Source organism: Amycolatopsis sp. CFH S0740 (assembly GCF_004522315.1).
Classification (GTDB): Bacteria; Actinomycetota; Actinomycetes; order Mycobacteriales; family Pseudonocardiaceae; genus Amycolatopsis; species Amycolatopsis nivea.
Genome location: NZ_SDLS01000022.1, coordinates 146214 through 171429, shown reverse-complemented (window position 1 = coordinate 171429; position 25216 = coordinate 146214). Strand labels below are relative to the sequence as shown.

The following is a 25216-nucleotide window of genomic DNA, read 5'->3' as shown; positions in this document are numbered from 1 at the left end:
CGCCGTCAGCGACCCGATCTTGGTCCATCCGCGGCTTACACGGTTGCCATGACACGGCCGCGGCACGATGTCACCTTCACGGCCCTGGGACTCCCGCCGACTCCGCAGGAGCCCCGTCACCTTCACGGCCCTGGGACTCCCGCCGACTCCGCAGGAGCCCCAGCGTCCCAAACCGCCTACTGGGCCGTGTAACCCCCATCGGCCAGGATTTCCACTCCGGTTACATACGAGGACTCTGCCGAGGCCAGGAACAGGATCACATCGGCGACCTCCTGCACCTCCCCAGTCCGTCCCATCGGCACGCCCTCGACCTGCTTCGCCCGCCACACCGGATCCGTCGAGCCGCGGGACGTTCGCATTGGGGGCAGCAAGCCGGGGGCTACCGCGTTGACCCGGATGCCCTCGGCCGCATAGTGGACGGCTGCGGTGGTGGTCATCGACTTGATTGCGCCCTTAGAGGCCGCATACCCGAGATGCACGCCGACTTGCCCGATGGACGCCGAGATCGACGTTAGGTTCACGATTGAACCTCCGCCTCGGCCGGACATCGCCGCGGCGCCGTGTTTGATGCCCAGGAACACTCCGCGGGCGTTGACTTGCAGCAGGCGGTCGTAGAACGCCGTGCTGGTCAGGTCGGGGTCGAAGGTGCCGCTGATGCCGGCGTTGTTGACCAGTACGTCGAGGCGTCCGTGCTGAGCCAGGACGGCGGCGATGGCGGTGGTCCAGGAAGTTTCGTCGGTGACGTCCAGGCGGCGGTATTCGGCCTGGCCGCCGTTGGTGCGGATCTCTTCGGCCACGGCAGCGCCGTCAGCGTCTTCGACGTCGGTGACGATGACCGTCGCGCCTTTGCGGGCGAAGGTCAGGGCTGCGGCCTTGCCCATGCCGCTCGAAGCGCCGGTGATCAGGGCGATCTTGTCCGCCAATCGCATGTGGGGTGCCTTTCGCTGGTGGGGACCCCAGTCTGCCGTCGCGCCGAGGGGCGGGCCGGATCAGGCCAGTTCGGCGGAGACGACCGACGAGAGGGCCCGCAGCGCGTCCAGCAGGGCGTCGAGTGCGTCGGGGCTGACCAGGACGGTGCTGACCATGCTGCTTTCCCGGACTCCCTCACGGACGTCGACGGACAGTTCGTGGATCAGCTTCCCGTGCTGGGTCAGCGTCGCGACCAAGGCGGGGATCTGGTCGATGCCGCCGACGAAGTACGTCGCGATCCGGCGGCGGACCAGCATTGCCGGGGCGGAGGTGTACGGGGCGGAGGAAAAGGTGCTCAAGGACATGGCGTACTCCGGGAGGAAGTTCTGGCGAGGGAAAGAAGGGCCAGGTCCCGAAGCAAAAACCGCATACCGGCATCGCGCGCCGGCAGCCTGGTTCAGCCGGCGCGCCGGGTTACGAGTCGCTCGGGCATCATGAGGTGCAGCACGGCGACAGGCTAACACGGCGCCGCGCGAAGGCAAAAGAATCCACAATGGACTGACGGCTCAGCCGGGCTCGTTCCACGGCAGCCGCTTGCGCAGCGAAGTGGCCGCACGCAGGGCGACTTCCACTTCCAGCCGATGCTCGGCGAGCGGTCGTCCGCACAGTTCCTCGGCCTTGCGGACGCGATAGTGAACGGTGTTCTTGTGCAGGTGCAGCCGGGCGGCGGCGTGCGTGTAGCTGCCGTCGGTGTCGAGGAAGACTCGCAGCGTCTCGCGCAGTTGCTCGGTGCCGGGGTCGTCGGCGACGAGGTCTCCCAGGACGCGCGCGATCCAGCGGTAGACGTCGTCGGACTGTTCGGTGAGCAGGGCGGCGATCGCGACGTCGTCGAACAGCACCACGTTCTGGCTCTGGTCCTCGTCGGTCTCCGCGACCGCCCGTGCCCGGACCGCCTCGCGCAGGGAGCCGCGGAATCCGGCCAGTCCGTAGCCGGGCGCGCCCAGGGCCAGTCGCAGGCCGCCGCCGATGGTTGTCACGCCGGAGCGGAGGCGTTCGACCTCGACGTCGTCACGTTCCGTGCTGACCGTCCAGCTCCACAGTGTGCGGTCGTCGGCCAGCATGGTGAGGGCTGGACCTCGTCCGCATACCTCCTGGAGCAATCGCGCCGCGGCCTGCAGTTCACCCGCGCCCTCGGCGGGCAGCCACGCGACGGCCGCGCAGTGCCATTGCCGCATCGGGAAGGCGAGCAACTGCTGCGCGGCGTCCTCGGTCAGCGTGTCCGAATCGAGCACCAGCCGGATCTGCGCCGCCCGCGCGGCTCCGGTGCGGCTGCTCCAGCGCCGGCGTTCGGTTTCGAAGATGTCGATCAGGCCCTCGATGACCTGGTCGATGTAGCGGTTCGTGCGCCGCGACAGTTCGGCGAGGACCGCGAGCGCCAGCTGGGTGTCGATGTTCGGCTGCCGTTCCAGCGCCTCGATCGCCCATTGCTCGAACCGGTGCTCGCCGAGCCGGTACGCGCGCAGCAGCGCCTCCAGCGACAGCTCGTGCTGGGCGAACCGGCGCGCGTACTCGGCCGCTGCGGGTGGGACGGTGATCCGGTCGAGCGGGATGGAATGCGACAGCATGTCGAGGATCGCGACCAGATTCGCCGAGGTGCTGGCGATCATGAGCTTGCGGACCGTCTCGTCGTGCCGGAATTCCGGGATCATCTCGACGAACCAGTCGGTGAGCTCGGTGGTGCGGGCGGAGAGGTCGGCGTCGATGGCGTGCGCGATGTCGGCCACGACGGCGTCGACGGCGTCGGACATGGCGGTCAGGGTAACCACCGGACCGCCCCGGCGACAGGCGAGCGGCGTCGTTCACCCCCTCGGTGCAGGCGGTTGTGACCCCGGCACAACGACCGGCGGACCCTTCGGTTCTGCGGCCTATGGCCTGGGTCACGGCCCGTCCTTACCGTCATTTCCCACCTGAGCCGCACTGGGAAAGGACTTCGACGATGCACCTCGCGGCGCTGCCTGAAGAACGGGCCCGGCGAAACCCGAACCGGCCGTGTCTCGCTGACGAACACGGCGAACTCGGCAACGCCGGTTTCGCGGTGCGAGTGCGCAGCGCGGCGGCCGCGTTGCGGGCACGCGGGGTCGGTGCCGGCGACGTCGTCGCGGTGCTGCTGCCGAATCGCGTCGAGTTCGCGGTGGTGTTGTTCGCTGCCTGGCGGCTCGGTGCCGCGGTCACGCCGGTGAACCCGGAGCTGACCGACGGCGAAGCCTCGTTCCAGATCGCCGACGCACGGGCGAAAGTCGTGGTGGGACAAGGTGATTCGGACCTGGTCACGATGCGGGTCGAGGAACTGGCGACCGCCGCTCCCGACGACGGTCCGGTGGCCGATGACGACCACGCGGTCGCGTTGCTCATCTACACCAGCGGCACCACGGGACAGCCGAAAGGCGTGGTGCTCGACCACCGCAACGTGCGAGTGATGACCGAGATGATCGTCGACGCGCTCGAACTCGGCCCGGCAGACCACAGTTTGCTGATTCTGCCGCTGTTCCATGTCAACGGAATCGTGGTCAGCGTGCTCGCGCCGCTGCTCGCTGGTGGCCGCTCGACGATCACCGCGAGATTCCGTGCCGACGACTTCTTCGACACAATCGAACGCGTCCGTCCGACGTATTTCTCTGCCGTGCCAGCGATTTACGCTCGGTTGGCAGGTCTTCCGGACACCGTGCGGCCGGACACTTCGTCGCTGCGGCTGGCGGTTTGCGGTGCCGCGCCGATGCCCGCCGAGCTGATCCAGCGCGTCGAGGAACGGTTCGACGTGGTGGTCGTCGAGGGCTACGGACTGTCCGAGGGAAGTTGTGCTTCCACGCTGAATCCGCTGGCTGGGCCGCGTAAACCGGGCACCGTCGGGCTTCCGTTGCCCGGGCAGAAGGTTGCGCTGATGGATCCGCGAGGCCAGCTGGTGACTGACGGTCCCGGCGAGGTCGTGGTCCGCGGTCCGAACGTGATGCGTGGCTACCTCAACCGGCCCGAGGCGACCGCCGCCACGATCGTCGACGGCTGGCTGCACACCGGCGACGTCGGGCGGTTCGACGAGGACGGCTACCTCGTCCTGGTCGACCGCATCAAGGACATGATCATCCGGGGCGGGGAGAACCTCTACCCCAAGGAGATCGAGAACGCACTGCACGCACACCCGGCGGTGCTGGAAGCCGCGGTGGTCGGCGCGCCGCATCCGGTGCTCGGCGAACTGCCGGTGGCGACCGTGACGCTGTACCCGTCCAGGACCGCCAGCGAGGCCGAACTGCTTGCGCATTGCCGGGAACGGCTGACCAGGGTCAAGGTGCCGGCGCGGATCGACATCGTGCCCGCGCTGCCGCGGAACCCGGTCGGCAAAATCGACAAACCCGCGCTGCGCCGGGAACTCGCCGCGGCCGGCTGATCCGAATCTGAAAGAAAAATCCGTGCCCGGAGTGGCGGGCCCGGTCGATGCTGCCCGGAGAAAGGCGGAGAACAATGGGGTTCAAGACAGGGGACTTTCCCCCGGTCGATCCGGAAACTTTCCTGCGGAAGCCACTGTTCGAACGAACCAAGGCCCTTGCACTGCACTGGGTCCAGTTCGGATTCGGCTCGCCCAAGATGATTCCGGCGACGTACGTGGTGAAGCTGGTCTTCCTCTACGTGCTGGCCGGGGTCGCGCTGGCGACCGCGACGTCCGGTGTCGGCCCGTTCTGGGACGTCGCCGCGTGGTGGCACGAACCAGTGGTTTACCAAAAGCTCGTGCTGTGGACGGTATTCTTGGAAACGGTCGGCGTCGCCGGCTCCTGGGGTCCGATCGCGGGCAAGTTCAAGCCGATGACCGGGGGGATCCTGTTCTGGGCGCGGCCCGGAACGATCCGGTTGCGGCCGTGGAAGCGCGTGCCGTTCACCGTGGGCGACCGGCGGAACGGCTTCGATGTGCTGCTGTACCTGGCTTTCCTCGCCGCACTGCTGACCGCGATCGTGCTTCCCGGTGTCCCGGACGCCGCGCTGTCGGCCGCATTGCCCGGCAACACCTCCGGACTTGTGCGTCCGGCATTGCTGATCGCGCCGATCGTGCTGTATGTGCTGAATGGCTTGCGGGACAAGACAATTTTCCTCGCCGCTCGCGGTGAACAGTATCTGCCCGCGTTGGTGTTCTTCGCCTTCCTGCCGTTCGTGAACATGATCATCGCCGCGAAACTGCTGATCTGCACTGTCTGGATCGGTGCGGGCGTCTCGAAGTTCGGCAAGCACTTCACGAATGTGGTGCCGCCGATGGTGTCCAACAGTCCGTGTGTTCCGTTCAAGTGGCTGAAGCGCGCGCATTACCGGAATTTCCCGAACGACATCCGTCCGTCGAAACTCGCGTCGTTCATGGCGCACGTCGGCGGGACGACGGTGGAAATCATCACGCCGCTGGTTTTGCTGTTCTCCACCAATCACTGGGTCACGCTTGCCGGGGTCGCGCTGATGGTGGTGTTCCACCTCTTCATCACGTCCACGTTCCCGCTGGCGGTGCCGCTGGAGTGGAACATTCTCTTCGGCTACCTCGCGATCTTCCTGTTCCTCGGCTTCCCGGCGAGCGCCGGATACGGCGTCGGCGACATGACGCCGGGCTGGCTCGCCGTCGTGATCGCGGCCGCGCTGCTGTTCTTCCCGATCCTGGGCAATCTGCGGCCGGACCTGGTGTCGTTCCTGCCGTCGATGCGGCAGTACGCGGGCAACTGGGCGTCGGCGCTGTGGGCGTTCGCGCCGGGGGCCGAGGCGAAGCTGAACACGCTGCCGCACCGGCCGACGAAGAACCAGGTCGACCAGTTGCAGGCGATGGGCTACCCCGCCGAGGTCGCCGAGATCACCATGCAGCAGACGATCGCCTGGCGGTCGATGCACAGCCAGGGCCGCGGGCTGTTCTCGGTGTTGGCGAAGAACCTGCCGGACCTCGAGACGCGGACCGTGCGCGAGGCCGAGTTCGGCTGCAACTCGATCATCGGGTTCAACTTCGGCGACGGGCACCTGCACGACCTCAGCTTCGTCAACGCGGTGCAGAAGCGGGTCGGCTTCGCGCCCGGCGAGTGGATCGTGGTGTGGGTCGAGTCGCAGGCCATCCACTCGAAGGTGCAGCATTACCAGGTGATTGACGCGGCGCTGGGCGTGATCGAACGCGGCCACTGGACGGTGGCCGACGCGGTCAACGAACAGCCGTGGCTGCCGAACGGCCCGATTCCGCTCACCGTCACCTGGACCGCGAGCCCGGCGACGACGAGCAGCGTGCCGGCATGACTACGGCGGTGGTGGTCGGCAGCGGACCCAACGGGCTCGCCGCGGCGGCGGTGCTGGCTCGCGCCGGGGTCGACGCGACGGTGCTGGAGGCCGCCGACACGATCGGCGGCGGCACCCGCACCTACGAGGCGATCGTCCCCGGCCTGCGCCACGACCACTGCTCCGCGACGCATCCGATGGCGGTCGGCTCGCCGGTGCTGACCGACCTCGGGCTCGACCGGTACGGCCTGCGCTGGCGGCTGCCGGAAATCGACTGCGTGCATCCGCTCGACGACGGCACCGCCGGTGTCCTGCGACGCTCGGTCTCCGGCACCGCCGCCGGGTTGGGCGCGGACGAACGTCGCTGGTCAGCGCTGTTCTCCTCGCCCGCGCAGAACTACGACGCGCTGAGCGAGGACATTCTCGGGCCGCTGCTGCGGGTGCCGAGACATCCGTTGCTGTTGGGCCGGTTCGGTCTGCCGACGGTCGCGCCGGCGACCGTGCTGGCCCGGTACTTCCGCACTCCGCAGGCTCGCGCGTTGTGGCTCGGCGTGGCGGCGCACGCGTTCCGGCCGCTCGACCGTCCGCTGTCGTCGGCGATCGGGCTCGGCATCCTCACCGCTGGTCACCGGCACGGCTGGGCGGTCGCCGAGGGCGGGTCGCAGGCGATCAGCGACGCCTTGGCCGCATTGATCGCCGACTTCGGCGGGAAGATCGAAACTGGTGTGCGCGTGGAGTCGGTTTCGCAGCTGCCACGGGCGGACGTGGTGGTGTGGGACGTCGGACCGAGCGCTCTCGCGCAGGTGCTCGGCGACCGGTTGCCGCCGCGGATCCGGCGGGCGTACGAGAAGTTTCGCTACGGTCCCGGCGCGTTCAAAGTGGACTTCGCGGTGCAGGGCGGGATTCCGTGGCGTTCGCCGGAGGCGCGGGCTGCCGGGACTGTCCACTTGGGAGGTTCAGCGGCGGAGGTTGTTGCTGGCGAACGGGACGTACACAATGGACGGATGCCGGAGCGACCGTTCGTGTTGCTGGGACAGCAGTATCTGGCTGATCCGACGCGTTCGGTCGGGGATGTGCATCCGGTGTGGGCGTACGCGCATGTGCCGCATGGATACACCGGTGACGCTACTGAGGCGATCACTGCGCAGATCGAACGGTTCGCGCCGGGTTTCCGGGAGCGGGTCATTGGTTCGGTGACGACGTCGTCGGCGGAATTCGCTGCGGAGAACCCGAATTTCGTCGGCGGCAACATTCTCACTGGAGCGAAGGATCTGCGGCAGCTGGTTTTCGGCCCGCGGACGACGTTGCAGCCGTATGACGTGGGGTTCCCCGGGCATTTCGTTTGTTCCGCGGCCACGCCGCCGGGGCCGGGCGCGCACGGGATGTGCGGCAGCCACGCGGCGGCGCGGGCGTTGCGGTATCTGCGGCGGTGACGGGTCAGCGGAGAAGGACGCCCGGGTTCAGGATTCCGGCTGGGTCCAGGGCGTCCTTCGCCGCGGAGAGGGCTGCGGCGAACGGGTCCGGGCGCTGCCGGTCGTACCACGGGCGGTGGTCGCGGCCGACCGAATGGTGGTGGGTGATCGTGCCGCCGTTGGCCAGAATCGCTTCGGACACTGCGGTTTTCAGCTCGTCCCACTGCGCGACGGTGCTGCCCCAACGGCCGGTCGCGTAGATGCCGTAGTACGGCGCGGGGCCGTCCGGGTACACGTGGGTGAACCGGCAGGTCACCACGCCCGCGCCGCAGATCTCGGCGATCGCCGCGTTCGCGGCCGTCGTGACCGCTTCGTGCAGGGACTCGAACGCGTCCCAGGTGCAGGCGGTCTCGAAGGTCTCGACCACCATCGACCGACGGGCGAGGGCGTCGCGCTGGTACGGCATGCGCAGGAACGCTGAGCGCCACGTCGAACCCGACTCGCCGCGGCGGGCGGTGACGGTGCCGCCGTGGTCGGCGGTCAGCTCGAGCGCGCGGTCCAGCCAGGCGTCCACCGGATGGTCGGCGGACTCGAACGCAAGCAGCAGCAAACCGTCCGCCTGGACGCCGGTGTTGAGGAACGCTTCGGCGGCGTCGAGGAGCCGGCAGTTCGCCGGGTACAGGCCGGACTGGGCGATCGCCCGGGTCGCTTGCACCGCGTCGGAGTACCGGGCGAAGCTGACTGACGCTTTCGCTTGCCAGCGAGGGCGTTCTTGCAGGCGCATCCAGGCTTCGGTGATCACGCCGAGGGTGCCTTCCGAGCCGAGGAACAACCGATCCGGCGACGGTCCGGCCCCCGATCCGGGCAGCCGCCGCGACTCGCTGACCCCGGCCGGGGTCACGACGCGCAGCGATTCGGCGAGGTCGTCGATGTGCGTGGCCAGCGTGGCGAAGTGGCCGCCGGCTCGGGTCGCGAGCCAGCCGCCGAGCGTGGAGTGCGTGAACGACTGGGGGTAGTGCCGCAGCGTCAGCCCGTGCGGGCGGAGCTGGTCCTCGAGCGCCGGTCCGTACACCCCGGCCTGGATCCGCGCGGCGCGGCTCGTCCGGTCGATCTCCGCGACCTGGTCGAGGCGGCCGAGGTCCAGCGACACCGCGGGCGCGGGGAACCGTGGCTCGATGCCGCCGACGACGGAACTGCCGCCGCCGTAGGGGATTACCGGCGTGCCGTCGGTGGAGCACCAGTCCAGGAGATCGAGCACGTCCTGCTCGGATTCCGGACGCGCGACGACGTCCGGCACCGCTTCGACCCGACCTTCCAGGTTCCGCACGACGTCGCGGAACGCCTTGCCGCGTGCGTGCGACAGCCGGTCGGTCTGGTCGGTTGAGCACAGCCGGGCCAGTGCGGCGGGTGGGCGGAGGCGAGACGGTGGCACCGGCAGGTCGTCTGGCGGGGGCGGGGCGTGGTCGGTGAAGTCGTGGGCGGGCAGGAAGGCGGCCGTGCGCGCGACCAGCGCATCTGTTTCTTCGGCGGTCAGTGCTTCCTCGACGTCGCCCCAACCCCACCAGGACCGTGTCATCCGTCTGCTCCCTTCCGAATTGACCCTTGAGTAACTTACTCTAGGGTAATAGGCATTGAGGAGGAAAGATGAGCGTGTTGACCGCTGCCGCGCCGTTCGTGGTGAACAAGCTGCTTCCTCGCTTCGACCAGCGGATCGAGGAGTCCGCGAAGCCGTTCGACCGGCCCGGCCTGCTGCGGCCGCATCCGGGCTCGCGGACCTGGGCGTGGACGCATTACGGCATTTTCGTGCCGGAGCTGCCGCGGCCGCACCGCTACCTCAACACCATGACCCTGATCGGCAGCACCGGCGCGGTCTGTTTCGACAACGACTACCTCGCGACCTCCGACGCCCGCCGCACCACGACCGTTCTCTCGTCCACCGCCGCGCCTGGGCATCATCACTACCGGGCTTACGACTCGCGCACTGAATGCCGGTTCGCCGAGGACGGTTCGCGGCTGGAGTGGGATTCGGATCTGGCTATCGAAGCAGCGCATCCGTCGTATCAGGTGCACGCGCGGTACGACGGGTTCTCGGCGGACCTGGAGATCACCGCGACGTCGCAGGTCTCGTGGTTCGTGCGCAATCCGGCTTACGACCACTTGAGCCTGCTCGCCACCTTCACCGGGATGATCACTGACGACACCGGTGAGACGGAAATCGGCGGTCTCTGCACTGTGGAGTACGCGCGATCTCTTTCGCCGCAAGCACTTCGGCGTTCGCCGTTGCCGCAGCGGTTCAAGCTGCCGATTGACTTCTTCACCTATCAGATCATCAATCTCGATGACCGGACGCAGCTTCTGCTCACCGATGTCCGCGCGGCTGGGGCGACGGCTTGCCGGCTGGCGCATCTGCGCACGCTCGACGGTGATGCGGCGGTGTTTCGGGAGGTGCGGGTCGAGGTGGAGCATCGGGCTGAGCCGGAGGTTGATCCGCGGGGGCGGGAGATGCGGGTTCCGGAGCGGTTCCGGTGGACGGTGCGGGACGGCGCGGAGGAGGTCGTGGCGGTGGAGGCGGTTGTGGACAGTCCGCTGCGGTACGGCCATGGGCGCGGTTATGTCGGTGCGTACACGTATTCCGGCGCGTTTCGGGGGCGGCCGGTTTCGGGGAGCGGGTACTTCGAGTGGGTGGATTGCGAGGTCAGCCGCGCAGGGAGGTGAGGATGCGGGCGCAGCGCTGAGTGGTGGTTTCGGCGGGTTCCTCGGGGTGCTCGAGCCACCAGTTGACGGTGGCGGCGACCGCGCCGTACCAGATGCGGGCGAACAGCGAGGCGTCGGCGGGGTCGGCGAAACCCGCTGAGGCCAAGGCTTCCTGGGTGCCTTCGGCACCGAGTGTGGAGAGTTTGCGGCGGTAGGAGCGGGCTGCTTCGTCCACTGCGGAGCCTGGGGGCAGCGTCGGGTCCCAGAGGACGGCCCAGTCCAGGCGACGGGGTTCCAGAGTGCGGAAGATCGCTTCCAAGGTGCCTAGGGCGCGGGTGAGGCCGGTGCCGGTTTGGGCTTCGGTGACGGCGTCGACCAGCGGGGCTGCGCCTCGGTGGAGGCAGGCCAGGTAGAGGCCGTCTTTGGACTCGAAGTAGCCGTATACCAGGGGTTTGGAGATTTCCGCTCGGCGCGCGATGGCGGCTACTGAGGCGTGGGCGTAGCCCTGGGTGCCGAACTCCTGGACGGCGGCGTCGAGGATCAGCCGCTCCCGTTCGGGGCGCGGCATTCCTTTGCTGCCTGCTGGGTTTGGCACGTTGTTGAGCATAGCTGATGGGGGCTTGGTCTATTGTGGACGGTTGGTTCGCCGGGGGGTTCGGCTCGTCGCCTGGCGGCGACATTGCGCTCGTTAGGGGGCCCGCCACCCCGAAGTTTTATTGTGCTGACGGTCGGTGGGTGCTTGTCAAGGCGGGAAAGATGCCTTGACAAGCACCCACCGACCGCAGTGGGGCTTCGGATCGGGGTTGGGGGCGGTGTGGGTGCCTCGACGTTGGGTGCATCGGTGCGGTTTCGTTGGTGGCGGGGCTTGCGCCCCAATGTGGCGTTGGGTGCATGTGATGCACCCAATGTGGCGTTCGGTGCGTTGAGCGCACCCAATGCCGCATTGGGGCGCATCCCGGTGGGTGCGGGGCGGGCGAGTGGGTCGTGAAGGGGTCCTTGAGGGAATCTGGGTCCGTGAAGGGGACCCTCACGTACCGGCCACTGGTCGTGAGGGGAACCTGAGGGAATCAGCGGCCGTGAGGGTGGCCCCACGAACCTCACCGGAGTGGGGGTGCGCGGATTGGCAAGACCTCTGCCTGCGATGACAAGGCCCTCAGCGTCTAGCAAGCGACACTGGGTCGCTGCGGGGCAAATGGGCGCCTTGTAGCGGATCGGGAGGCCTGGATGGCACAGCAGTCGACACCGGAGGCTGTCGGAGGGCAGCTGCGCGCTAACGCGCTTGGGACTGGCGGGATTGCGTTTCTCGTGCTCGCTGCGGTCGCGCCGTTGACCGGGATGGTGGTGATCGCGGGGCTCGGGATCGCGCTCGGCAATGGCGGCGGGATGCCTGCATCATTCCTGATCGCGGGGATTGTGTTGCTGTTGTTCGGGGTTGGCTATGCGCGGATGAGCCGGTACGTGTCCAACGCTGGTGGGTTCTACGCGTATCTTACTGCGGCCTTAGGGCGTCCGGCGGGGTTGTCCGGGGCGTTTGTGGCGTTGGCTGGCTACAACTGTTTCGTCGCGGGGGCGGTGGGGACCTCGGGTGCGTTGACGGGCGGGGTGGTCAACCGGGTCTTTCATTTGGACTTGCCGTGGGAGTTTTGGGCTGCGTTGTCCGTCGTCGCGGTGTTTTTGCTGAGTCGTCGTGGGGTGGACGTTTCGGCGAAGGTGCTTGCGGTGTCGCTGATTCTTGAGGTCAGCATTCTGGTTGTCTTCGACGTTGCGGTGCTCGTGAAGTCTGGGTATTCGCTCAGCGCGTTGTCGCCTGCCGTTGTCACGTCTGGGTCTATCGGGCTTGGATTGTTGTTTGCTGCCACGTGCTTTATCGGGTTCGAGGCGACTGCGTTGTTCAGCGAAGAAGCGCGCGACCCGAACAAGTCGGTGCCGCGCGCTACTTATATAGCGGTGATCGCGATTGGGGTTTTCGCTGCGATTACCTCGCTTGCGCTGGTCAGCGCGATCGGCGTGGGGAACGCGAAAGCCGTGGCGCAGGATCATCTCGCGGCGGGGGACCTGCTCTTGGCTACCTCGCAGGACGTGCTCGGGACCGTGCTTACCGATGTCATGCAGTTGTTGCTTGTGGTGAGTCTGTTCGCCGCATTGCTGGCTTTGCACAACTCCGCTAGTCGGTATATCTACGCGCTTGCTCGGGACGGTGTGCTGCCGAAGGTGTTGGGGCGTACGGTTTCTGGTACGCCGCGTAACGCCAGTGCGGCGCAGATCGGGTTCGCGACGGTTGTAGCGGCGATCTTCGCGGTGCTGGGGCTTGATCCGGTCGCGTTCTTGACGTCGTCGATGACTGGGTTCGGGACGTTGGCGATCCTCGTGTTGCAGGCGATGGCGTCGATCGCGGTGGTGGTGTTTTTCCGGCAGCGGCGGGATCCGCATTGGTGGAGCACGTTTGTCGCGCCGGGGCTTGGCGGGGCTGGGCTGATCGGCGTGATTGTGCTGGCGGTGCTGAATTTTCCGACGATGGCCGGGTCCGACGCGGCGTGGATCGGGTTGTTGCCGTGGCTGCTGCCGATCCTGATTGTCGCAGGGCTGGCGATGGCGGAGTATCTGCGACGCAAGCGTCCGGAGACGTATGCGGCGCTCGGGCCGGAGGTGCATTGAGTCCGCAGTGGACTCAGCTTTTCTCCTTGGTGCGGTCGTGCGCCCAGCCGGCGAGGACCACCCCGGCGAGGGTCAGCACTACCAGTGCGGCTAATTGTCCGCCCCAGCCGCCGGGGACCCAATCAAGTGCGCCCCACAATTGGCGCGCGTCGTGGTCGAAGAAACTGCGGATCGCGGCCTGTGCGGATACGACGGTGATCACCATGCCGACGATCTGCACTGCTGAGTAGCCGCCCTTGCTCATGTGTTCTCCCTGAGTCGTGGTGCTCCCAGTGTGTCGGCCGCGGCTACGGTGCGCATCGGACCTGCGGAGCGAACCGGGGCCGACCAAAGTCGAGGGGTACTACTTTGGTCTAGGGAGCGGGGTGTGCCGAGGGCGGCTGCACGGCGGGGGCGGATCGGCGAAGATGGGCTGGTGATCGTTTCGCAGGTCAAGCTCAAGCCGTGGCAGCAGGGGTGGCGGCTGGCCGTGGCCGCGCTGCTCGGCGTGGTTGCCTGGGTGGCGGTCGCGTCTCATCTGCCCGCGGGATCCGACGACCCGCGGATCGGGTGGCTGATCTTCGGCGACCCGATCGTCGGGCTCGGCTGTCTGGTCGCGTCGCTGTGGCGGCGGAAGTATCCGCTCTCGATCGCGACCGGGGTGATCATCGTCTCGGCGGTGTCGACGTCCGCCGGGGGAGCCGCGCTGCTGGTGCTCGGGTCGCTCGCCACTCGGCGCCGGCTGTTCGAGACCACCTTCATCGGGCTGGCGTGCGTCGCTACCGCGGCGGTCACCGAAGGGCTCTACCCGCGCGGTTCCGACCCGGACCCGTGGTGGTGGTCCATTTCGTTCATCGTGCTGGTCACCGGCATCGTCGTGGCGGTCGGAGCGGCGATCGGGGCGCGGCGCGAGGAGTTGCAGTCGCTGCGGGAACGCGCGGAGAGCGCCGAACGCGAGCAGGTCGCGCGGGCGGCCGAGGCGCGCATTGTCGAGCGGCACCGGATCGCGCGCGAGATGCACGACGTCCTCGCGCACCGGGTGTCGCTGGTCGCGATGCAGGCCGGCGTGCTGGGGCATCGCGCCGATCTGCCGCCTGACCAGGTGTCGCTGCTGGCCAGGGGGATCGCCGACGGTGCGCATCAGGCGTTGGAGGAGCTGCGGGAGGTGCTCGGGGTCCTGCGGGCCAGTCCGGGCGGGCTTGAGCCGCCGCAGCCGTCGCTCGCGAATCTGCCCGCGCTGGTCGCTGACGCGCGGGCGCTCGGGGTGCAGGTCAGCTATACCCCGGAGGCGGTCGGGAATCCGCCGGATCTGCTGGCGCGCACGGTGTACCGGATCGTCCAAGAAGGACTGACCAATGCCGGGAAACACGCGCCTGGCGCCGACGTGTGTGTCACCGTGGAGGGCGGGGAGGGCGAGGGGCTGCGCGTGACGGTGCGGGATTCCGGCGCGACCGAGAACGTGGCGCCGCCGCCGTCCGCCGGGTTCGGGTTGCTGGGGCTTGCCGAGCGGGTCGAGCTCGCCGGTGGCGACCTTGACCATCACGCGGACCCGGACGGCGGGTTCGTGCTGACCGCGTGGCTGCCGTGGCCTGCCCGCGGCGAAGGGAGCGAGTGAGTGGACCGGGTGCGGGTCGTGATCGTCGACGACGATCAGCTGGTGCGGATGTCGTTGCGGCTCATGCTCGACGGCGAAGCCGACCTGGAGGTCGCCGGCGAGGCCGCGGACGGCGACGCCGCGATCGCCGAGGTCCGCCGGCTCCGGCCGGACGTCGTGCTGATGGACGTGCGGATGCCCGGCCGCGACGGGCTGAGCGCGACCGAAGCCATCCTCAGCTGGCCGGACCCGCCGCGGATCCTCGTGCTGACCACCTTCGACTCCGACGAGATGGTGCTCGGCGCGCTGCGCGCCGGGGCGCTCGGGTTCGTCCTCAAGGACACCCCGCCGCCGGACATCCTGGCCGCGGTGCGCGCGGTCGCCGACGGGAACCCCGCGCTGTCCCCGACCGCCACCAGCCGCTTGATCACCGCGGCGATGGGGCCGCAGTCGTCGGGGAGCCGGCGTGCCGCGCGCGAGGCGGCGCGGGCGCGGCTGGCCGCGTTGACCGAACGCGAACGGGACACCGCACGGGCGATCGCGGAAGGGCTGTCGAACGCCGAGGTGGGCGCGCGGCTGCACATCAGCGTGGCGACGGTGAAGGCGCACACGAGCAGCCTGTTCGCGAAGCTCGGCGTGGTGAACCGGGTGCAGATCGCGCTCGTCGTGCGCGACAGCGAGGAATAACCGGAAATCCGCAGTGCCTGGCACGTATTCCGGAATGAATGCGCAGGATGCGAATCTATTCTCGTAATGAGGAATATTCCTGCGGCAATTTACGCTATTTGTCGGAGTGAATCACCTTCGCGCTTCGGTACCATCTTGGCGGCAAAGTCCTTTTTCGCGGACGAATGCAACGAAAGAGGAGCGATGACTTTCGCTGACAACACCGACCCGTTGACCACCGCGGCGGGCGCGCCGGTCACCGACAACCAGAACAGCCTCACCGCGGGCGCACGCGGTCCGGTTCTGCTCCAGGACCTCTGGCTGGTGGAAAAGCTCGCGCACTTCGACCGCGAGGTGATCCCGGAGCGGCGGATGCACGCCAAGGGGTCCGGTGCGTTCGGCAAGTTCACCGTCACCCACGACATCAGCCGCTACACCAGGGCCGCGCTGTTCAGCAAGGTCGGCAACGAGGTCGAAACGTTCGTGCGGTTCTCCACCGTCGCCGGGGAGCGCGGCGCCGCCGACGCGGAACGCGACATCCGCGGGTTCGCCGTCCGGTTTTACACCTCGCAGGGCAACTGGGACCTGGTCGGCAACAACACGCCGGTCTTCTTCCACCGCGACCCGCTGAAGTTCCCCGACCTGAACCACGCGGTGAAGCGCGATCCGCGGACAAACCTGCGCAACGCGGAGAACAAGTGGGGCTTCTGGACCAATCTTCCCGAGGCGCTGCACCAGATCACCATCGTGATGAGCGACCGCGGCATCCCGAAGACCTACCGGCACATGCACGGGTTCGGTTCGCACACGTTCAGCCTGATCAACGACGCGGGTGAGCGGCATTGGGTGAAGTTCCACCTGCGCACCCAGCAGGGCATCGAAAACCTGACAGACGCGGCGGCGGACGCGCTCATCGGCGAGGACCGCGAATCGCACCAGCGCGATCTGTACGACGCGATCGAACGCGGTGACTATCCTAAGTGGACGCTCTATGTGCAGCTCATGCCGGAGGCGGACGCGGCGACCTATCGGTTCCACCCGTTCGACCTCACGAAGGTCTGGAGCAAAAAGGACTATCCGCTCGTCGAGGTCGGCGAGCTGGAGCTGAACCGCAATCCGGAGAACTACTTCGCCGACGTCGAACAGGCCGCGTTCACCCCGGCCAACCTGGTGCCGGGGATCTCGGTCAGCCCGGACAAGATGTTGCAGGGCAGGCTGTTCTCCTACGGCGACGCCACCCGCTACCGGATCGGCGTGAACCATCACCAGGTTCCCGTCAACTGCCCGCGAGGCGCGGCGCTCGTCAACACCTACCACCGCGACGGCGCGATGCGCGTAGACGGCAACCAGGGCGGAGTGCCGGGCGTGCAGCCGAACTCCTTCGGGCGGTGGACGGAGCAGCCGCAGTACGCGGAGCCCGCCGGACCGGGCGGCGAGGTCGCGGACCGGTTCGACTATCGCGAGGACGACGACAACTACTACGAGCAGCCCGGAAACCTGTTCCGGCTGCTGGACGAGGGTGCGCGGCAGCGGCTGTTCGAGAACACGGCGCGAGGGATCAAGGGCGCGCGCAGGGAGACGGTCGAGCGGCATATCGACAATTGCGCCAAGGCGGATCCGGCTTACGGCGCTGGGGTGCGGAAGGCGTGCGAGGAGATCGGGGCGTTGTGACCGGTTGGCACGGCTGAGGCGGCGCAGTTGTCAGGCGTTTGCCTGCTCGCGCCGGTCGAGGCCGGGTTCGTGCGCGGGCATGCGTGCCGCCTCGAGGTGAGGGCTCCTTGTCACCAGGATAAGCGACAGCACGGAAGAAGGCCGGGACCAAACGGTCCCGGCCTCCTCCCTCGCCAGTTGGCTCAGACGAGTTTCTGCGCTTCGAGCAGCGTGTCTCGCAGGATCTGTTCGATCTCGTCGAACTCCGCCTGCCCGGCGATCAGCGGAGGAGCGAACTGGACGACGACGTCGCCCCGGTCGTCCGGACGGCAGTAGAGGCCGCGGTCGAACAGCGCGCCCGGCAGGAAACCGCGGACGAGGCGTTCCCGTTCGTCGGCGTTGAACGTCTCGCGGGTCGCCTTGTCCTTGACCAGTTCGACGGCCCAGAAGTACCCGTCGCCGCGGACGTCGCCGACGATCGGCAGGTCCAGCAGTTTGTCGAGCGTCGAGCGGAACGCGTCCTGGTTGTCCAGTACGCGCTGGTTGAGGCCCTCGCGTTCCATCAGGTCGAGGTTCGCGAGCGCGACCGCGGCCGACACCGGGTGCCCGCCGAAGGTGTACCCGTGCGGGAAGGCGACCTTCGAGGCGAGGAACGGCTCCATCACCCGGTCCGACGCGATCAGCGCGGCGATCGGGCTGTACCCGGAGCTGAGGCCCTTGGCGCAGGTCAGCAGGTCCGGCCGGAGCCCGAACTTCTCGCTGGCGAATGTCGCGCCGTGCCTGCCGAACGCGCAGATCACCTCGTCGGCGACCAGCAGGACGTCGTGCCGGTCGCAGATTTCCCGCACGCGCTCGAAGTACCCGGGCGGCGGCGTGAGGCAACCGCCGGAGTTCTGCACCGGTTCGAGCACGACCGCGGCGACCGTGTCCGCGCCCTCGAACAGGATCGCTTCCTCGATCCGGTCCGCGGCCCAGCGGCCGAACGCTTCGAGGTCGTCGGCGAACTCCGGATGCCGGTACAGGTTGGTGTTCGGCACGCGGAACCCGCCCGGCGCGAGCGGCTCGAAGTCCTTCTTCATCGCGGGCAGCCCGGTGATCGCGAGTGCGCCGTGCGGGGTGCCGTGGTAGGCCACCGCGCGGCTGATCACCTTGTGCTTGCCGGGTTTTCCGGTCAGCTTGAAGTACTGCTTGGCGACCTTCCACGCGGACTCGACCGCTTCGCCGCCGCCGGTGGTGAAGAAGACGCGGTTGAGGTCGCCCGGCGCGAGATGCGCGAGCCGTTCGGCCAGTTCCGCCGCGGGTTTCGTGGCATAGCCCCAAATCGGGAAGTAAGCCAGCTCGTTCGCCTGCTGCGCGGCGACCTCGACGAGCTCGCGACGGCCGTGTCCGGCCTGCACGACGAAGAGTCCGGCCAGGCCGTCGAGGATCTTGCGGCCGCGGTCGTCCCACACGTGCACGCCCTCGCCGCGGGTGATCACCGGGACCGGCGAGTCCGGGTAATTCCCCATGCGGGAGAAGTGCATCCACAGGTGCCGGGCTGCTGCCGACTGAGTGTCCATTGCAGATCCCTCTCAGACGTTCTGCGGGAAACCGAGGTCGAGCCCGCCCTGCTCCGGGCCGGGCCAGCGAGTGGTGACGACCTTGGCGCGGGTGAAGAAGTGCACGCCCTCGCCGCCGTGCGCGTGGGTGTCGCCGAACAGCGAGTTCTTGCGGCCGCCGAACGAGTGGTAGGCCACTGGGACCGGCACCGGCACGTTCACGCCGACCATGCCCGCCTCGACGTCGGCGGAGAACCGGCGGGCCGCGCCGCCGTCGTTGGTGAAGATCGCCGCGCCGTTGCCGTACGGTCCGGCGTTGATCAGCTCGATCGCGTCGGCGAACGTTTCCACCCGTACCACGGAAAGGACCGGGCCGAAGATTTCGTCGGTGTAGATCGGCATGTCCGGGCGGACGTGGTCGAACACCGTGGGGCCGACGAAGAATCCCTCGCCGTCCGCGTCGAACTCGCCTTCGCGGCCGTCCAGGACCAGCGTCGCGCCGGCTTCCGCACCGGCGGCGATGTAACCGGAGACCCGGTCCTTCGCGGCGGCGGTGACCAGCGGGCCCATGTCGCAGGAGCGGGTGCCGTCGCCGGTCACCAGCGTCTTCGCGCGGTCGGCGATCCGCGGCACCAGCGCGTCGGCGACGTCGCCCACCGCGACCACGACCGAGACCGCCATGCAGCGTTCGCCCGCGGACCCGAAACCGGCGCTGACCGCCTGGTCGGCGACCAGGTCGAGGTCGGCGTCGGGCAGCACCACCATGTGGTTCTTCGCGCCGCCGAGCGCCTGGACGCGCTTGCCGTTCGCGGTGCCGGTCTCGTAGACGTACTGCGCGATCGGCGTCGATCCGACGAACGAAACCGCCTCGATGTCCGGGCTGTGCAGCAGCGCGTCGACCGCGGTTTTGTTGCCGTGCAACACGTTGAACACGCCTTCGGGCAGACCGGCTTCGCGCCACAGTTCGGCGATCCAGTTCGCGGCGGTCGGCACCTTCTCCGACGGCTTCAGCACCACGGTGTTCCCGGCAGCGATCGCGATCGGGAAGAACCACATCGGGACCATGGCGGGGAAGTTGAACGGCGAGATGATCGCGACCGGACCGAGCGGTTCGCGCAGCGACGTGACGTCGATGTCGGTCGACGCGTTGGCCGTCGCCGCTCCCTTGAGCAGTTGCGGGATGCCGCAGGCGAACTCGACGACCTCCAGTCCGCGCGCGACCTCGCCCGCCGCGTCGGACAGCACCTTGCCGTGCTCGGCGGTGATGATCTCGGCGAGTTCTCCCGACCGCGCGTCGAGCAGTTCGCGGAATCGGAACAGCACCCGGCTGCGCTTGGCCAGCGACGTCTTGCGCCAGGCGGGGAACGCGGCCTTCGCGGCGGCGATCGCGGCCTCGGCGTCCGCGGCCGAGCCGAGCGGCACGCGCGCGGTGACCTTCCCGGTCGCCGGGTTCGTGACGTCCCCGTAGCCGTCCGGCGAGCCTGCTGTCTCGCCGCCGGCGATCCACTGGGACAGCGTCGGCACGGAATCGCTCATCGAGCCACCTTTCTTCCTGGTATTCGCCCTCTGAGGGTCCCTCTCGGACGGGTCTGGGGTAACCGACGGATCGTCACGTTGTTGACCCCTGGCTTTACATTTCGTCGGGTTATGCTGCGCAGGTGGACCTGACCCTGCGAGACGTTCTCGAGTTGCCCGTGATGGCCGCCGGGGTGCCGGTCGTCCGCTCCGCCGCGGACGCGGTCGACGTGCCGGTGCGGTCGGTGCACGTGAGCGAGCTGAGCGACGTCGCCGGGACGCTGACCAGCGACGTTCTGGTGCTCTCGATCGGGCGCGCGTTCGCCGAGCCGGGCTTCGACCCGGTGGCGTACGTGCGTTCGCTGCGCGACGCCGGCGCGATCGGGCTGGTCGTGGACCCGTGGGAGCGGCCGAAGGCGCTGCCGAGCGGGTTGGTGCAGGCCGCGCGGGCGGCCCGGTTCCCGCTGGTGGAGCTGCGGAGCACGATCCGCTTCATCGAGGTGACCGAGATCGTGCACGCGAGGATCGTCAACGCGCACTACGAGCGGTTGCGGCTGGCCGAGCGCGCGCACGAGGCGTTCAGCACGGTCGGTTCGGCGTCGCAGGCGCCGGACGCGGTCCTCGGGCACGCGGCGGACCTGATCGGGCTGCCGGTGGTGCTGGAGGACCGGACGCACCGGGCGCTCGCGTTCGCCGGGGCCGGTTCGGCGGAATCGCTGCTGCGCGACTGGCCTGCCCGGTCGCGCCGGGTGCCGTTTTCCGCGGCGACCGCGGTCGGCGGTCCGGAGGGCTGGATGTGCACGCCGGTGGGGCCGCCGCGCGAACGCTGGGGCCGGCTGGTCGTGCCCGCGCATTCGGCAGAGCAGCCGTCGGCGTGGATGGTGCTCGAACGCGCGGCGGAGGCGCTGACCGTCGGGAAGCTGCTGGAACGCTCGCCGTTGTCAGTGGAAATCGAGGCGCAGGGCGATTTGCTGCGGGACCTGCTGCATGGCGCGGACGAGGGTTCGGTCCGCGCGCGAGCGAGGGCGTTGGGGCTGGCCGCGGCGGCGTACTACACGGTGCTGGTGTGCCGTCCGGCTCGGGCCGGGCAGGAGCGGGCGCTGCTGGACGCGGTGCTGACCAGCGACGGAATCGGCGGGGTACTGGCGGAAGGCCGGGTGGCGGCGGTGTTCCCGTGTTCCTCGGTGGCTGCGGAGAAAGCGTTGCTGGAGCGCGTGGTCGCTGGGGTTCCGGCTGGCTTGGCGGCGGCGTTCGGGGCGGCCGGGCCGGTGCGCCGGCTCGGTGAGCTACCGGCGGCGCTGCAGGAGGCGGTGCACGTCGCGGATGTCGAATCGCCTGGTACGCCTGGACTTCGGCGGGCTGGCGACCTGGGTGTGCGGGGGTTGTTGTGGTGGCTGCGGGAGCATCCGCGGTTGCACGAGTTCACCGAGGCGCAGCTGCGGCCGTTGCTGACGTTGCCGGAACCGCGGGCCAGCCGGGCGTTTGCGACGTTGCGGGCGTTTGTCGAGTCGGGGTATTCGATGACGGAGTTCGCGAGGGCGTTGAATCTGAGTCGTCCGGCGGCGTATTCGCGGTTGGGGACGATCGAGCGGTTGCTGGGTGTGGATCTGTCTGATTCGGATACTCGGCTTTCGTTGCATTTGGCGGTTTTGGCGCACGGTGGCCGGGGTTTAGCTTCCGGCTCCCCAGCGCAGTGAGAGGCGGTCGGCGGCGCGTTCATGCTGCCGAGGATGGTTGCGCGGTCGATGACGACGATCGTGCGGTCCGGGGTGCTCGTGGTGCGCTCGCTGACCAGGACTGGGGTATTCGATGACGGAGTTCGCGAAGGCGTTGAACCTGAGTCGTCCGGCGGCGTATTCGCGGTTGGGGACGATCGAGCGGTTGCTGGGTGTGGATCTGTCTGATTCGGATACTCGGCTTTCGTTGCATCTGGCGGTTTTGGCGCACGGTGGTCGGGGTTCAGCTTCCGGCGCCCCAGCGCAGTGAGAGGCGGTCGGCGGCGCGTTCGGTGCTGATGTGCATCATGCTGCCGAGGATGGTCGCGCGGTCGATGACGACGATCGTGCCGTCCGGGGTGCTTGTGGTGCGCTCGCTGACCAGGACCGGGGTGGTGACCGGTTCGTCGAGCAGGCGGGCGAGCTTGTCGTCGAGCGCGTCTGGGCGGATGGTTTCGGCGGCGCGGTCCACCACGACGTCCAGTTCGGACAGTGCGGTGTAGAGCGACACGGCGGCGAAATCGGTGTCCCGCAAGCGTTCCCCGTGCGGGGGAGCGATCCACGACACCTGGTGGATTGCCCTCCGGCCGCCGAACTCGCGCACTCGTTCCAGCCGCAGGCCGGAATCGGTCGCCCGGGCCTGCAGTCGTGCGGCGACGCGAGTGGGCAACCGGCGTACTGCCTGGCTGACGACCTCGGTGCGCACGACGTAACCCTGATCGCGCAAGTCCTCGGTGAAGCTGCGCAAGGAGCCCAGCTGGTACGAGGCCGGCGTCGGCGCCACGAAGGTGCCTCGGCCGGGTTGTTGCACGATCAGGGCTTCGTCGCTGAGTTCGCGCAGCGCTTGTCGCAGCGTCATGAGCGTGACGCCGTAGGACGCGCTGAGCTCCCGCTGCGGCGGCAGGGCCTCGCCGGGCGCGTACTCCCCGGCGCGGATCTTCGCGGCGAGATCCGCGGCGATCGCTCGGTATCGGGCCATGCGCGTCCGTTCTGGTCCGGTTCTGCGGGGACCAGCGGATTCTAGTCCAGCGCGGCCCGCATGGTCGCGACGTACTCGCCGACCTCCGCTGGACCGGCACCGTCGAGCACCCGCCGCATGATCGCCGCGCCCACGATCACGCCGTCGGCCACGCGGGCGGCCTCGGCGGCGTGTTCCGGTCGCGAGATGCCGAAGCCGACCAGGACCGGCAGGTCGGTGGCGTTCTTCAGCCGGCGCGCCAGGTCGATCGCGGAGGCGGGTAGGTGGTCGCGTTCGCCGGTGGTGCTCATCGACGAGACGGCGTAGACGAAACCTCGGCTGCGCGCGGCGATCTCGTGTGCGCGGTCGGCTGGCGTCGCGGGGGAGACCAGGAGTGCCAGGTCGATTTCCTCCTCGATCGCGGGTACTTCCTCCAGCGGAAGGTCCGGCACGATCAGACCGTCGACTCCGGATTCCTTCAGTTCGGCGCAGAAACCCTTGCGGACGGCCAAGTTGGCGTAGGTGCTCACGATGACCGGAACGTCCACTGTGGTCTCGGACAGTGCATTGAGGACGCTGCGCGGAGTCGTTCCGTTGGCGAGAGCGACGTTGGACGCCTCCTGAATGGTCACGCCGTCCAGGGTCGGATCGGAGAAGGGGATACCGACTTCGATCGCGTCCGCACCGGCTTCGACCAGCGCCGGAAGATATTCTGTCCACTGTGGAGTAACGCCGCCGGTGATATACGGCATCAGGATTTTGCGGTCGGTTTTCATGCGCGGGACTCCTCGGCGCGGGCAATGAGCGTGGCGATGTCCTTGTCGCCACGACCGGACAGGGTGAGCAGCACCGTGGAACCCGCCGGAAGATCCGGCGTGCCAGCGGCTTCGGCCACCCAGGCAAGCGCGTGCGCGGATTCCAGCGCCGGGATGATTCCCTCGGTCCGAGCCAATTGCGCGGCCGCGGCGACCGCTGCTTCGTCGTTGACCGCGAAGTACTGCGCCCGGCCGAGGTCGCGCAGGTGCGCGTGTTCCGGCCCGACACCGGGATAGTCCAGCCCGGCCGCGATCGAATGGGCTTCGAGGATCTGCCCGTGCTCGTCCTGGAGGAACAGCGACCGCGAACCGTGCAGCACCCCGGCCTGGCCGGACGTCGCGCCCGATCCTCCGATCGCTTCCACTCCGACCAGCCGGGCGCTGGTGTCGGCGAATCCGGCGAACGTGCCCGCCGCGTTGGATCCGCCGCCGACGCACGCGACGACGAAATCCGGCACGGTCCCGTGCTGTTCGCGGGCTTCGTCGCCGATCACGCGCTGGAATTCCCGCACCATCCACGGATACGGATGCGGTCCGACGACCGAGCCGAGGCAGTAGTGCGCCTCCTCGGTCGAGCTGACCCAGTGCCGCATCGCCTCGCTGGTCGCGTCCTTGAGCGTGCGGCTGCCGGAGCTGACCGGGACGACCTCCGCGCCGAGGTAACGCATGCGGAACACGTTGTGCGACTGGCGTTCGACGTCCTGTTCGCCCATGAACACCGTGACCGGCAGGTCGAGCAGCGCGCCCGCGGTGGCCGTCGCGACGCCGTGCATCCCGGCCCCGGTCTCGGCGATCAGCCGCTGTTTGCCCATCCGCTTGGCGAGCAGCGCCTGGCCGACCGCGTTGTTGATCTTGTGCGACCCGGTGTGCGTGAGGTCTTCCCGCTTGAGCGCGACGGTCACGCCGAGTTCCGCGGACAGCCGTTCGGCGGGCGTCACCGGCGTGGGCCTGCCGACGTGCCGGGCGAGCATCGTCTGGAGCTGCTCGCGGAAACCGGGGTCGACCCAGGCCTTCTCGAACGCCTCGGCGACTTCGAGGCAGGCGGGCACCAGGGATTCCGGCACCCAGCGCCCGCCGTACTCCCCGAAGCGTCCTTCCTGGGGTGGGGTGCGCATGAGCGGCTCCTTAGAGTTCTATAACTGTCTCCACTGTTATAGAACTCTTGACGACGGAGCGCAAGCCCGTCAGCGCTGCCGCAGCACTTCGACCCCGTCGCCGTCCAGGTCGTCGAGGAACCGGGAGCGGCCGGTCATGGCCATGATCAGGGCGAGGGTCGGGCCCGACACGAGGGGTCCCGAGCCGCCGGAAAAGTCACTGTCGGTCGCTTCGAGACGGAGGCCGCGGACGCGTCCTTTGGCGAGCACGACGAGGTCGGAGCCGAGGTAGTAGCGGGCCACCGCGGTGAGCGTGTCGATCGGATACTCGCGGCGGATGCCGAGCGGACGGCGGATGTCTTCGCCGTGCACGACCGTCTCGCCGAGCATCGCCACGACCGGCAGCGGCGGTTTCGTCGTGCTGGTGACGACCCGGCGGAAGCGGGCCAACGTGTCGGCCGGGCTGTCGCCGAGGTGCTCGGCCAATCGCATCGCGACCTGCCGATCGAAGTCGAACCGGCAGCGGAGCACGCCCGCCATCCAGCGCAGCGGCGTGAGCGACGCGCCCGCGGTGAGGTGGGCCAGCACCTCGCGGACGGAGAGCCCCTCGCACAGCGAAGGCGTGCTCCATGCGGCGTCGGACAGATCGTCGGCCAGTGCGGCGCGTTCGGCGTGGATCTGCGGCCAAGTCGCGGTCATTCCAGGTCTCCTCGGTAGTCGTTGCCAGGTGAGACCGGCCGGATGC

Annotated in this window: 22 protein-coding genes; 10 read left to right on the top strand and 12 right to left on the bottom strand. The window is 68.5% G+C overall.

Annotated elements, in window-relative coordinates; genetic code table 11:
* Positions 1-176 precede the first annotated feature (176 nt).
* The 3 genes from EIZ45_RS31445 to EIZ45_RS31435 form a co-directional block, all read right to left on the bottom strand.
* Complete coding sequence (locus EIZ45_RS31445) at positions 177-929, bottom strand: SDR family NAD(P)-dependent oxidoreductase (protein WP_134667198.1); 753 nt, start codon at positions 927-929, stop codon at positions 177-179.
* A 60-nt stretch (positions 930-989) separates the two neighbouring features.
* Complete coding sequence (locus EIZ45_RS31440) at positions 990-1274, bottom strand: hypothetical protein (RefSeq protein WP_037817040.1); 285 nt, start codon at positions 1272-1274, stop codon at positions 990-992.
* A 201-nt stretch (positions 1275-1475) separates the two neighbouring features.
* Positions 1476-2717 (bottom strand): CdaR family transcriptional regulator, encoded by a 1242-nt coding sequence (locus EIZ45_RS31435; RefSeq protein WP_107051145.1) that lies wholly within the window; start codon positions 2715-2717, stop codon positions 1476-1478.
* Positions 2718-2905: 188 nt separating this feature from the next.
* Between EIZ45_RS31435 and EIZ45_RS31430 the strand changes: the two genes are divergently transcribed.
* The 3 genes from EIZ45_RS31430 to EIZ45_RS31420 all read left to right on the top strand — a co-directional run bounded on the left by EIZ45_RS31430 (position 2906) and on the right by EIZ45_RS31420 (position 7619).
* The gene (locus EIZ45_RS31430) at positions 2906-4348 is read left to right on the top strand and encodes a class I adenylate-forming enzyme family protein (RefSeq protein ID WP_134667200.1); all 1443 of its coding nucleotides are present in this window, start codon (positions 2906-2908) and stop codon (positions 4346-4348) included.
* 74 nt (positions 4349-4422) lie between these two features.
* Positions 4423-6207: a DUF3556 domain-containing protein gene (locus EIZ45_RS31425; RefSeq protein ID WP_134667202.1), complete on the top strand. Its 1785-nt coding sequence runs from the start codon at positions 4423-4425 to the stop codon at positions 6205-6207.
* Positions 6204-7619, top strand: a complete 1416-nt coding sequence (locus EIZ45_RS31420; protein ID WP_134667204.1) for an NAD(P)/FAD-dependent oxidoreductase — start codon at positions 6204-6206, stop codon at positions 7617-7619. The genes EIZ45_RS31425 and EIZ45_RS31420 overlap by 4 nt, the downstream gene beginning before the upstream one ends.
* A gap of 4 nt (positions 7620-7623) precedes the next feature.
* On the opposite strand, the gene EIZ45_RS31415 is transcribed toward EIZ45_RS31420, so the two are convergent.
* Complete coding sequence (locus EIZ45_RS31415; RefSeq protein ID WP_134667206.1) at positions 7624-9174, bottom strand: FAD-binding oxidoreductase; 1551 nt, start codon at positions 9172-9174, stop codon at positions 7624-7626.
* Between the two features lie 68 nt (positions 9175-9242).
* Here EIZ45_RS31415 and EIZ45_RS31410 point away from each other — a divergent pair, with 68 nt between their 5' ends.
* Positions 9243-10313, top strand: coding sequence for a DUF6670 family protein (locus tag EIZ45_RS31410; protein ID WP_134667208.1), 1071 nt, complete (start codon positions 9243-9245; stop codon positions 10311-10313).
* Here the strand turns inward: EIZ45_RS31410 and EIZ45_RS31405 are convergent.
* On the bottom strand, positions 10294-10887 hold the full coding sequence (locus tag EIZ45_RS31405) for a TetR/AcrR family transcriptional regulator (RefSeq protein WP_240690824.1): 594 nt from the start codon (positions 10885-10887) through the stop codon (positions 10294-10296). The genes EIZ45_RS31410 and EIZ45_RS31405 overlap by 20 nt on opposite strands.
* A gap of 629 nt (positions 10888-11516) precedes the next feature.
* Here EIZ45_RS31405 and EIZ45_RS31400 point away from each other — a divergent pair.
* Positions 11517-12947, top strand: a complete 1431-nt coding sequence (locus EIZ45_RS31400; protein WP_037817032.1) for an APC family permease — start codon at positions 11517-11519, stop codon at positions 12945-12947.
* Positions 12948-12960: 13 nt separating this feature from the next.
* Here the strand turns inward: EIZ45_RS31400 and EIZ45_RS31395 are convergent, their stop codons facing one another.
* A complete protein-coding gene (locus tag EIZ45_RS31395; protein ID WP_037817030.1) occupies positions 12961-13191 on the bottom strand; it encodes a hypothetical protein in 231 nt (76 codons plus the stop codon).
* A gap of 171 nt (positions 13192-13362) precedes the next feature.
* On the opposite strand from EIZ45_RS31395, the gene EIZ45_RS31390 reads away from it, so the two are divergent.
* The 3 genes from EIZ45_RS31390 to EIZ45_RS31380 all read left to right on the top strand — a co-directional run bounded on the left by EIZ45_RS31390 (position 13363) and on the right by EIZ45_RS31380 (position 16857).
* Positions 13363-14541: a sensor histidine kinase gene (locus EIZ45_RS31390; protein WP_238604404.1), complete on the top strand. Its 1179-nt coding sequence runs from the start codon at positions 13363-13365 to the stop codon at positions 14539-14541.
* On the top strand, positions 14542-15207 hold the full coding sequence (locus EIZ45_RS31385) for a response regulator transcription factor (RefSeq protein WP_134667210.1): 666 nt from the start codon (positions 14542-14544) through the stop codon (positions 15205-15207).
* A gap of 183 nt (positions 15208-15390) precedes the next feature.
* The gene (locus EIZ45_RS31380) at positions 15391-16857 is read left to right on the top strand and encodes a catalase (RefSeq protein WP_134667212.1); all 1467 of its coding nucleotides are present in this window, start codon (positions 15391-15393) and stop codon (positions 16855-16857) included.
* Positions 16858-17039: 182 nt separating this feature from the next.
* On the opposite strand, the gene EIZ45_RS31375 is transcribed toward EIZ45_RS31380, so the two are convergent.
* Positions 17040-18395, bottom strand: coding sequence for an aspartate aminotransferase family protein (locus tag EIZ45_RS31375; RefSeq protein WP_134667215.1), 1356 nt, complete (start codon positions 18393-18395; stop codon positions 17040-17042).
* Between the two features lie 12 nt (positions 18396-18407).
* Positions 18408-19910, bottom strand: coding sequence for a CoA-acylating methylmalonate-semialdehyde dehydrogenase (locus tag EIZ45_RS31370; protein WP_134667217.1), 1503 nt, complete (start codon positions 19908-19910; stop codon positions 18408-18410).
* 122 nt (positions 19911-20032) lie between these two features.
* Here EIZ45_RS31370 and EIZ45_RS31365 point away from each other — a divergent pair, with 122 nt between their 5' ends.
* Both EIZ45_RS31365 and EIZ45_RS31360 read left to right on the top strand, forming a co-directional pair.
* Positions 20033-21586 (top strand): PucR family transcriptional regulator, encoded by a 1554-nt coding sequence (locus tag EIZ45_RS31365; RefSeq protein ID WP_134667219.1) that lies wholly within the window; start codon positions 20033-20035, stop codon positions 21584-21586.
* Positions 21587-21698: 112 nt separating this feature from the next.
* Complete coding sequence (locus tag EIZ45_RS31360) at positions 21699-21875, top strand: helix-turn-helix domain-containing protein (RefSeq protein WP_134667221.1); 177 nt, start codon at positions 21699-21701, stop codon at positions 21873-21875.
* Here EIZ45_RS31360 and EIZ45_RS31355 read toward each other — a convergent pair.
* The 4 genes from EIZ45_RS31355 to EIZ45_RS31340 all read right to left on the bottom strand — a co-directional run bounded on the left by EIZ45_RS31355 (position 21849) and on the right by EIZ45_RS31340 (position 25170).
* Positions 21849-22583: a GntR family transcriptional regulator gene (locus EIZ45_RS31355; protein ID WP_134667223.1), complete on the bottom strand. Its 735-nt coding sequence runs from the start codon at positions 22581-22583 to the stop codon at positions 21849-21851. The genes EIZ45_RS31360 and EIZ45_RS31355 overlap by 27 nt on opposite strands.
* Before the next feature lie 41 nt (positions 22584-22624).
* Complete coding sequence (gene trpA / locus EIZ45_RS31350; protein WP_134667225.1) at positions 22625-23338, bottom strand: tryptophan synthase subunit alpha; 714 nt, start codon at positions 23336-23338, stop codon at positions 22625-22627.
* The gene (gene trpB / locus EIZ45_RS31345) at positions 23335-24492 is read right to left on the bottom strand and encodes a tryptophan synthase subunit beta (protein ID WP_037817014.1); all 1158 of its coding nucleotides are present in this window, start codon (positions 24490-24492) and stop codon (positions 23335-23337) included. Before trpB ends, trpA begins: the two co-directional genes overlap by 4 nt.
* Positions 24493-24561: 69 nt before the next feature.
* Positions 24562-25170 carry a maleylpyruvate isomerase family mycothiol-dependent enzyme gene (locus tag EIZ45_RS31340; RefSeq protein WP_134667227.1) on the bottom strand — a complete coding sequence of 203 codons (609 nt, stop codon included), beginning with the start codon at positions 25168-25170 and terminating at the stop codon, positions 24562-24564.
* Between the last annotated feature and the right edge of the window lie 46 nt (positions 25171-25216).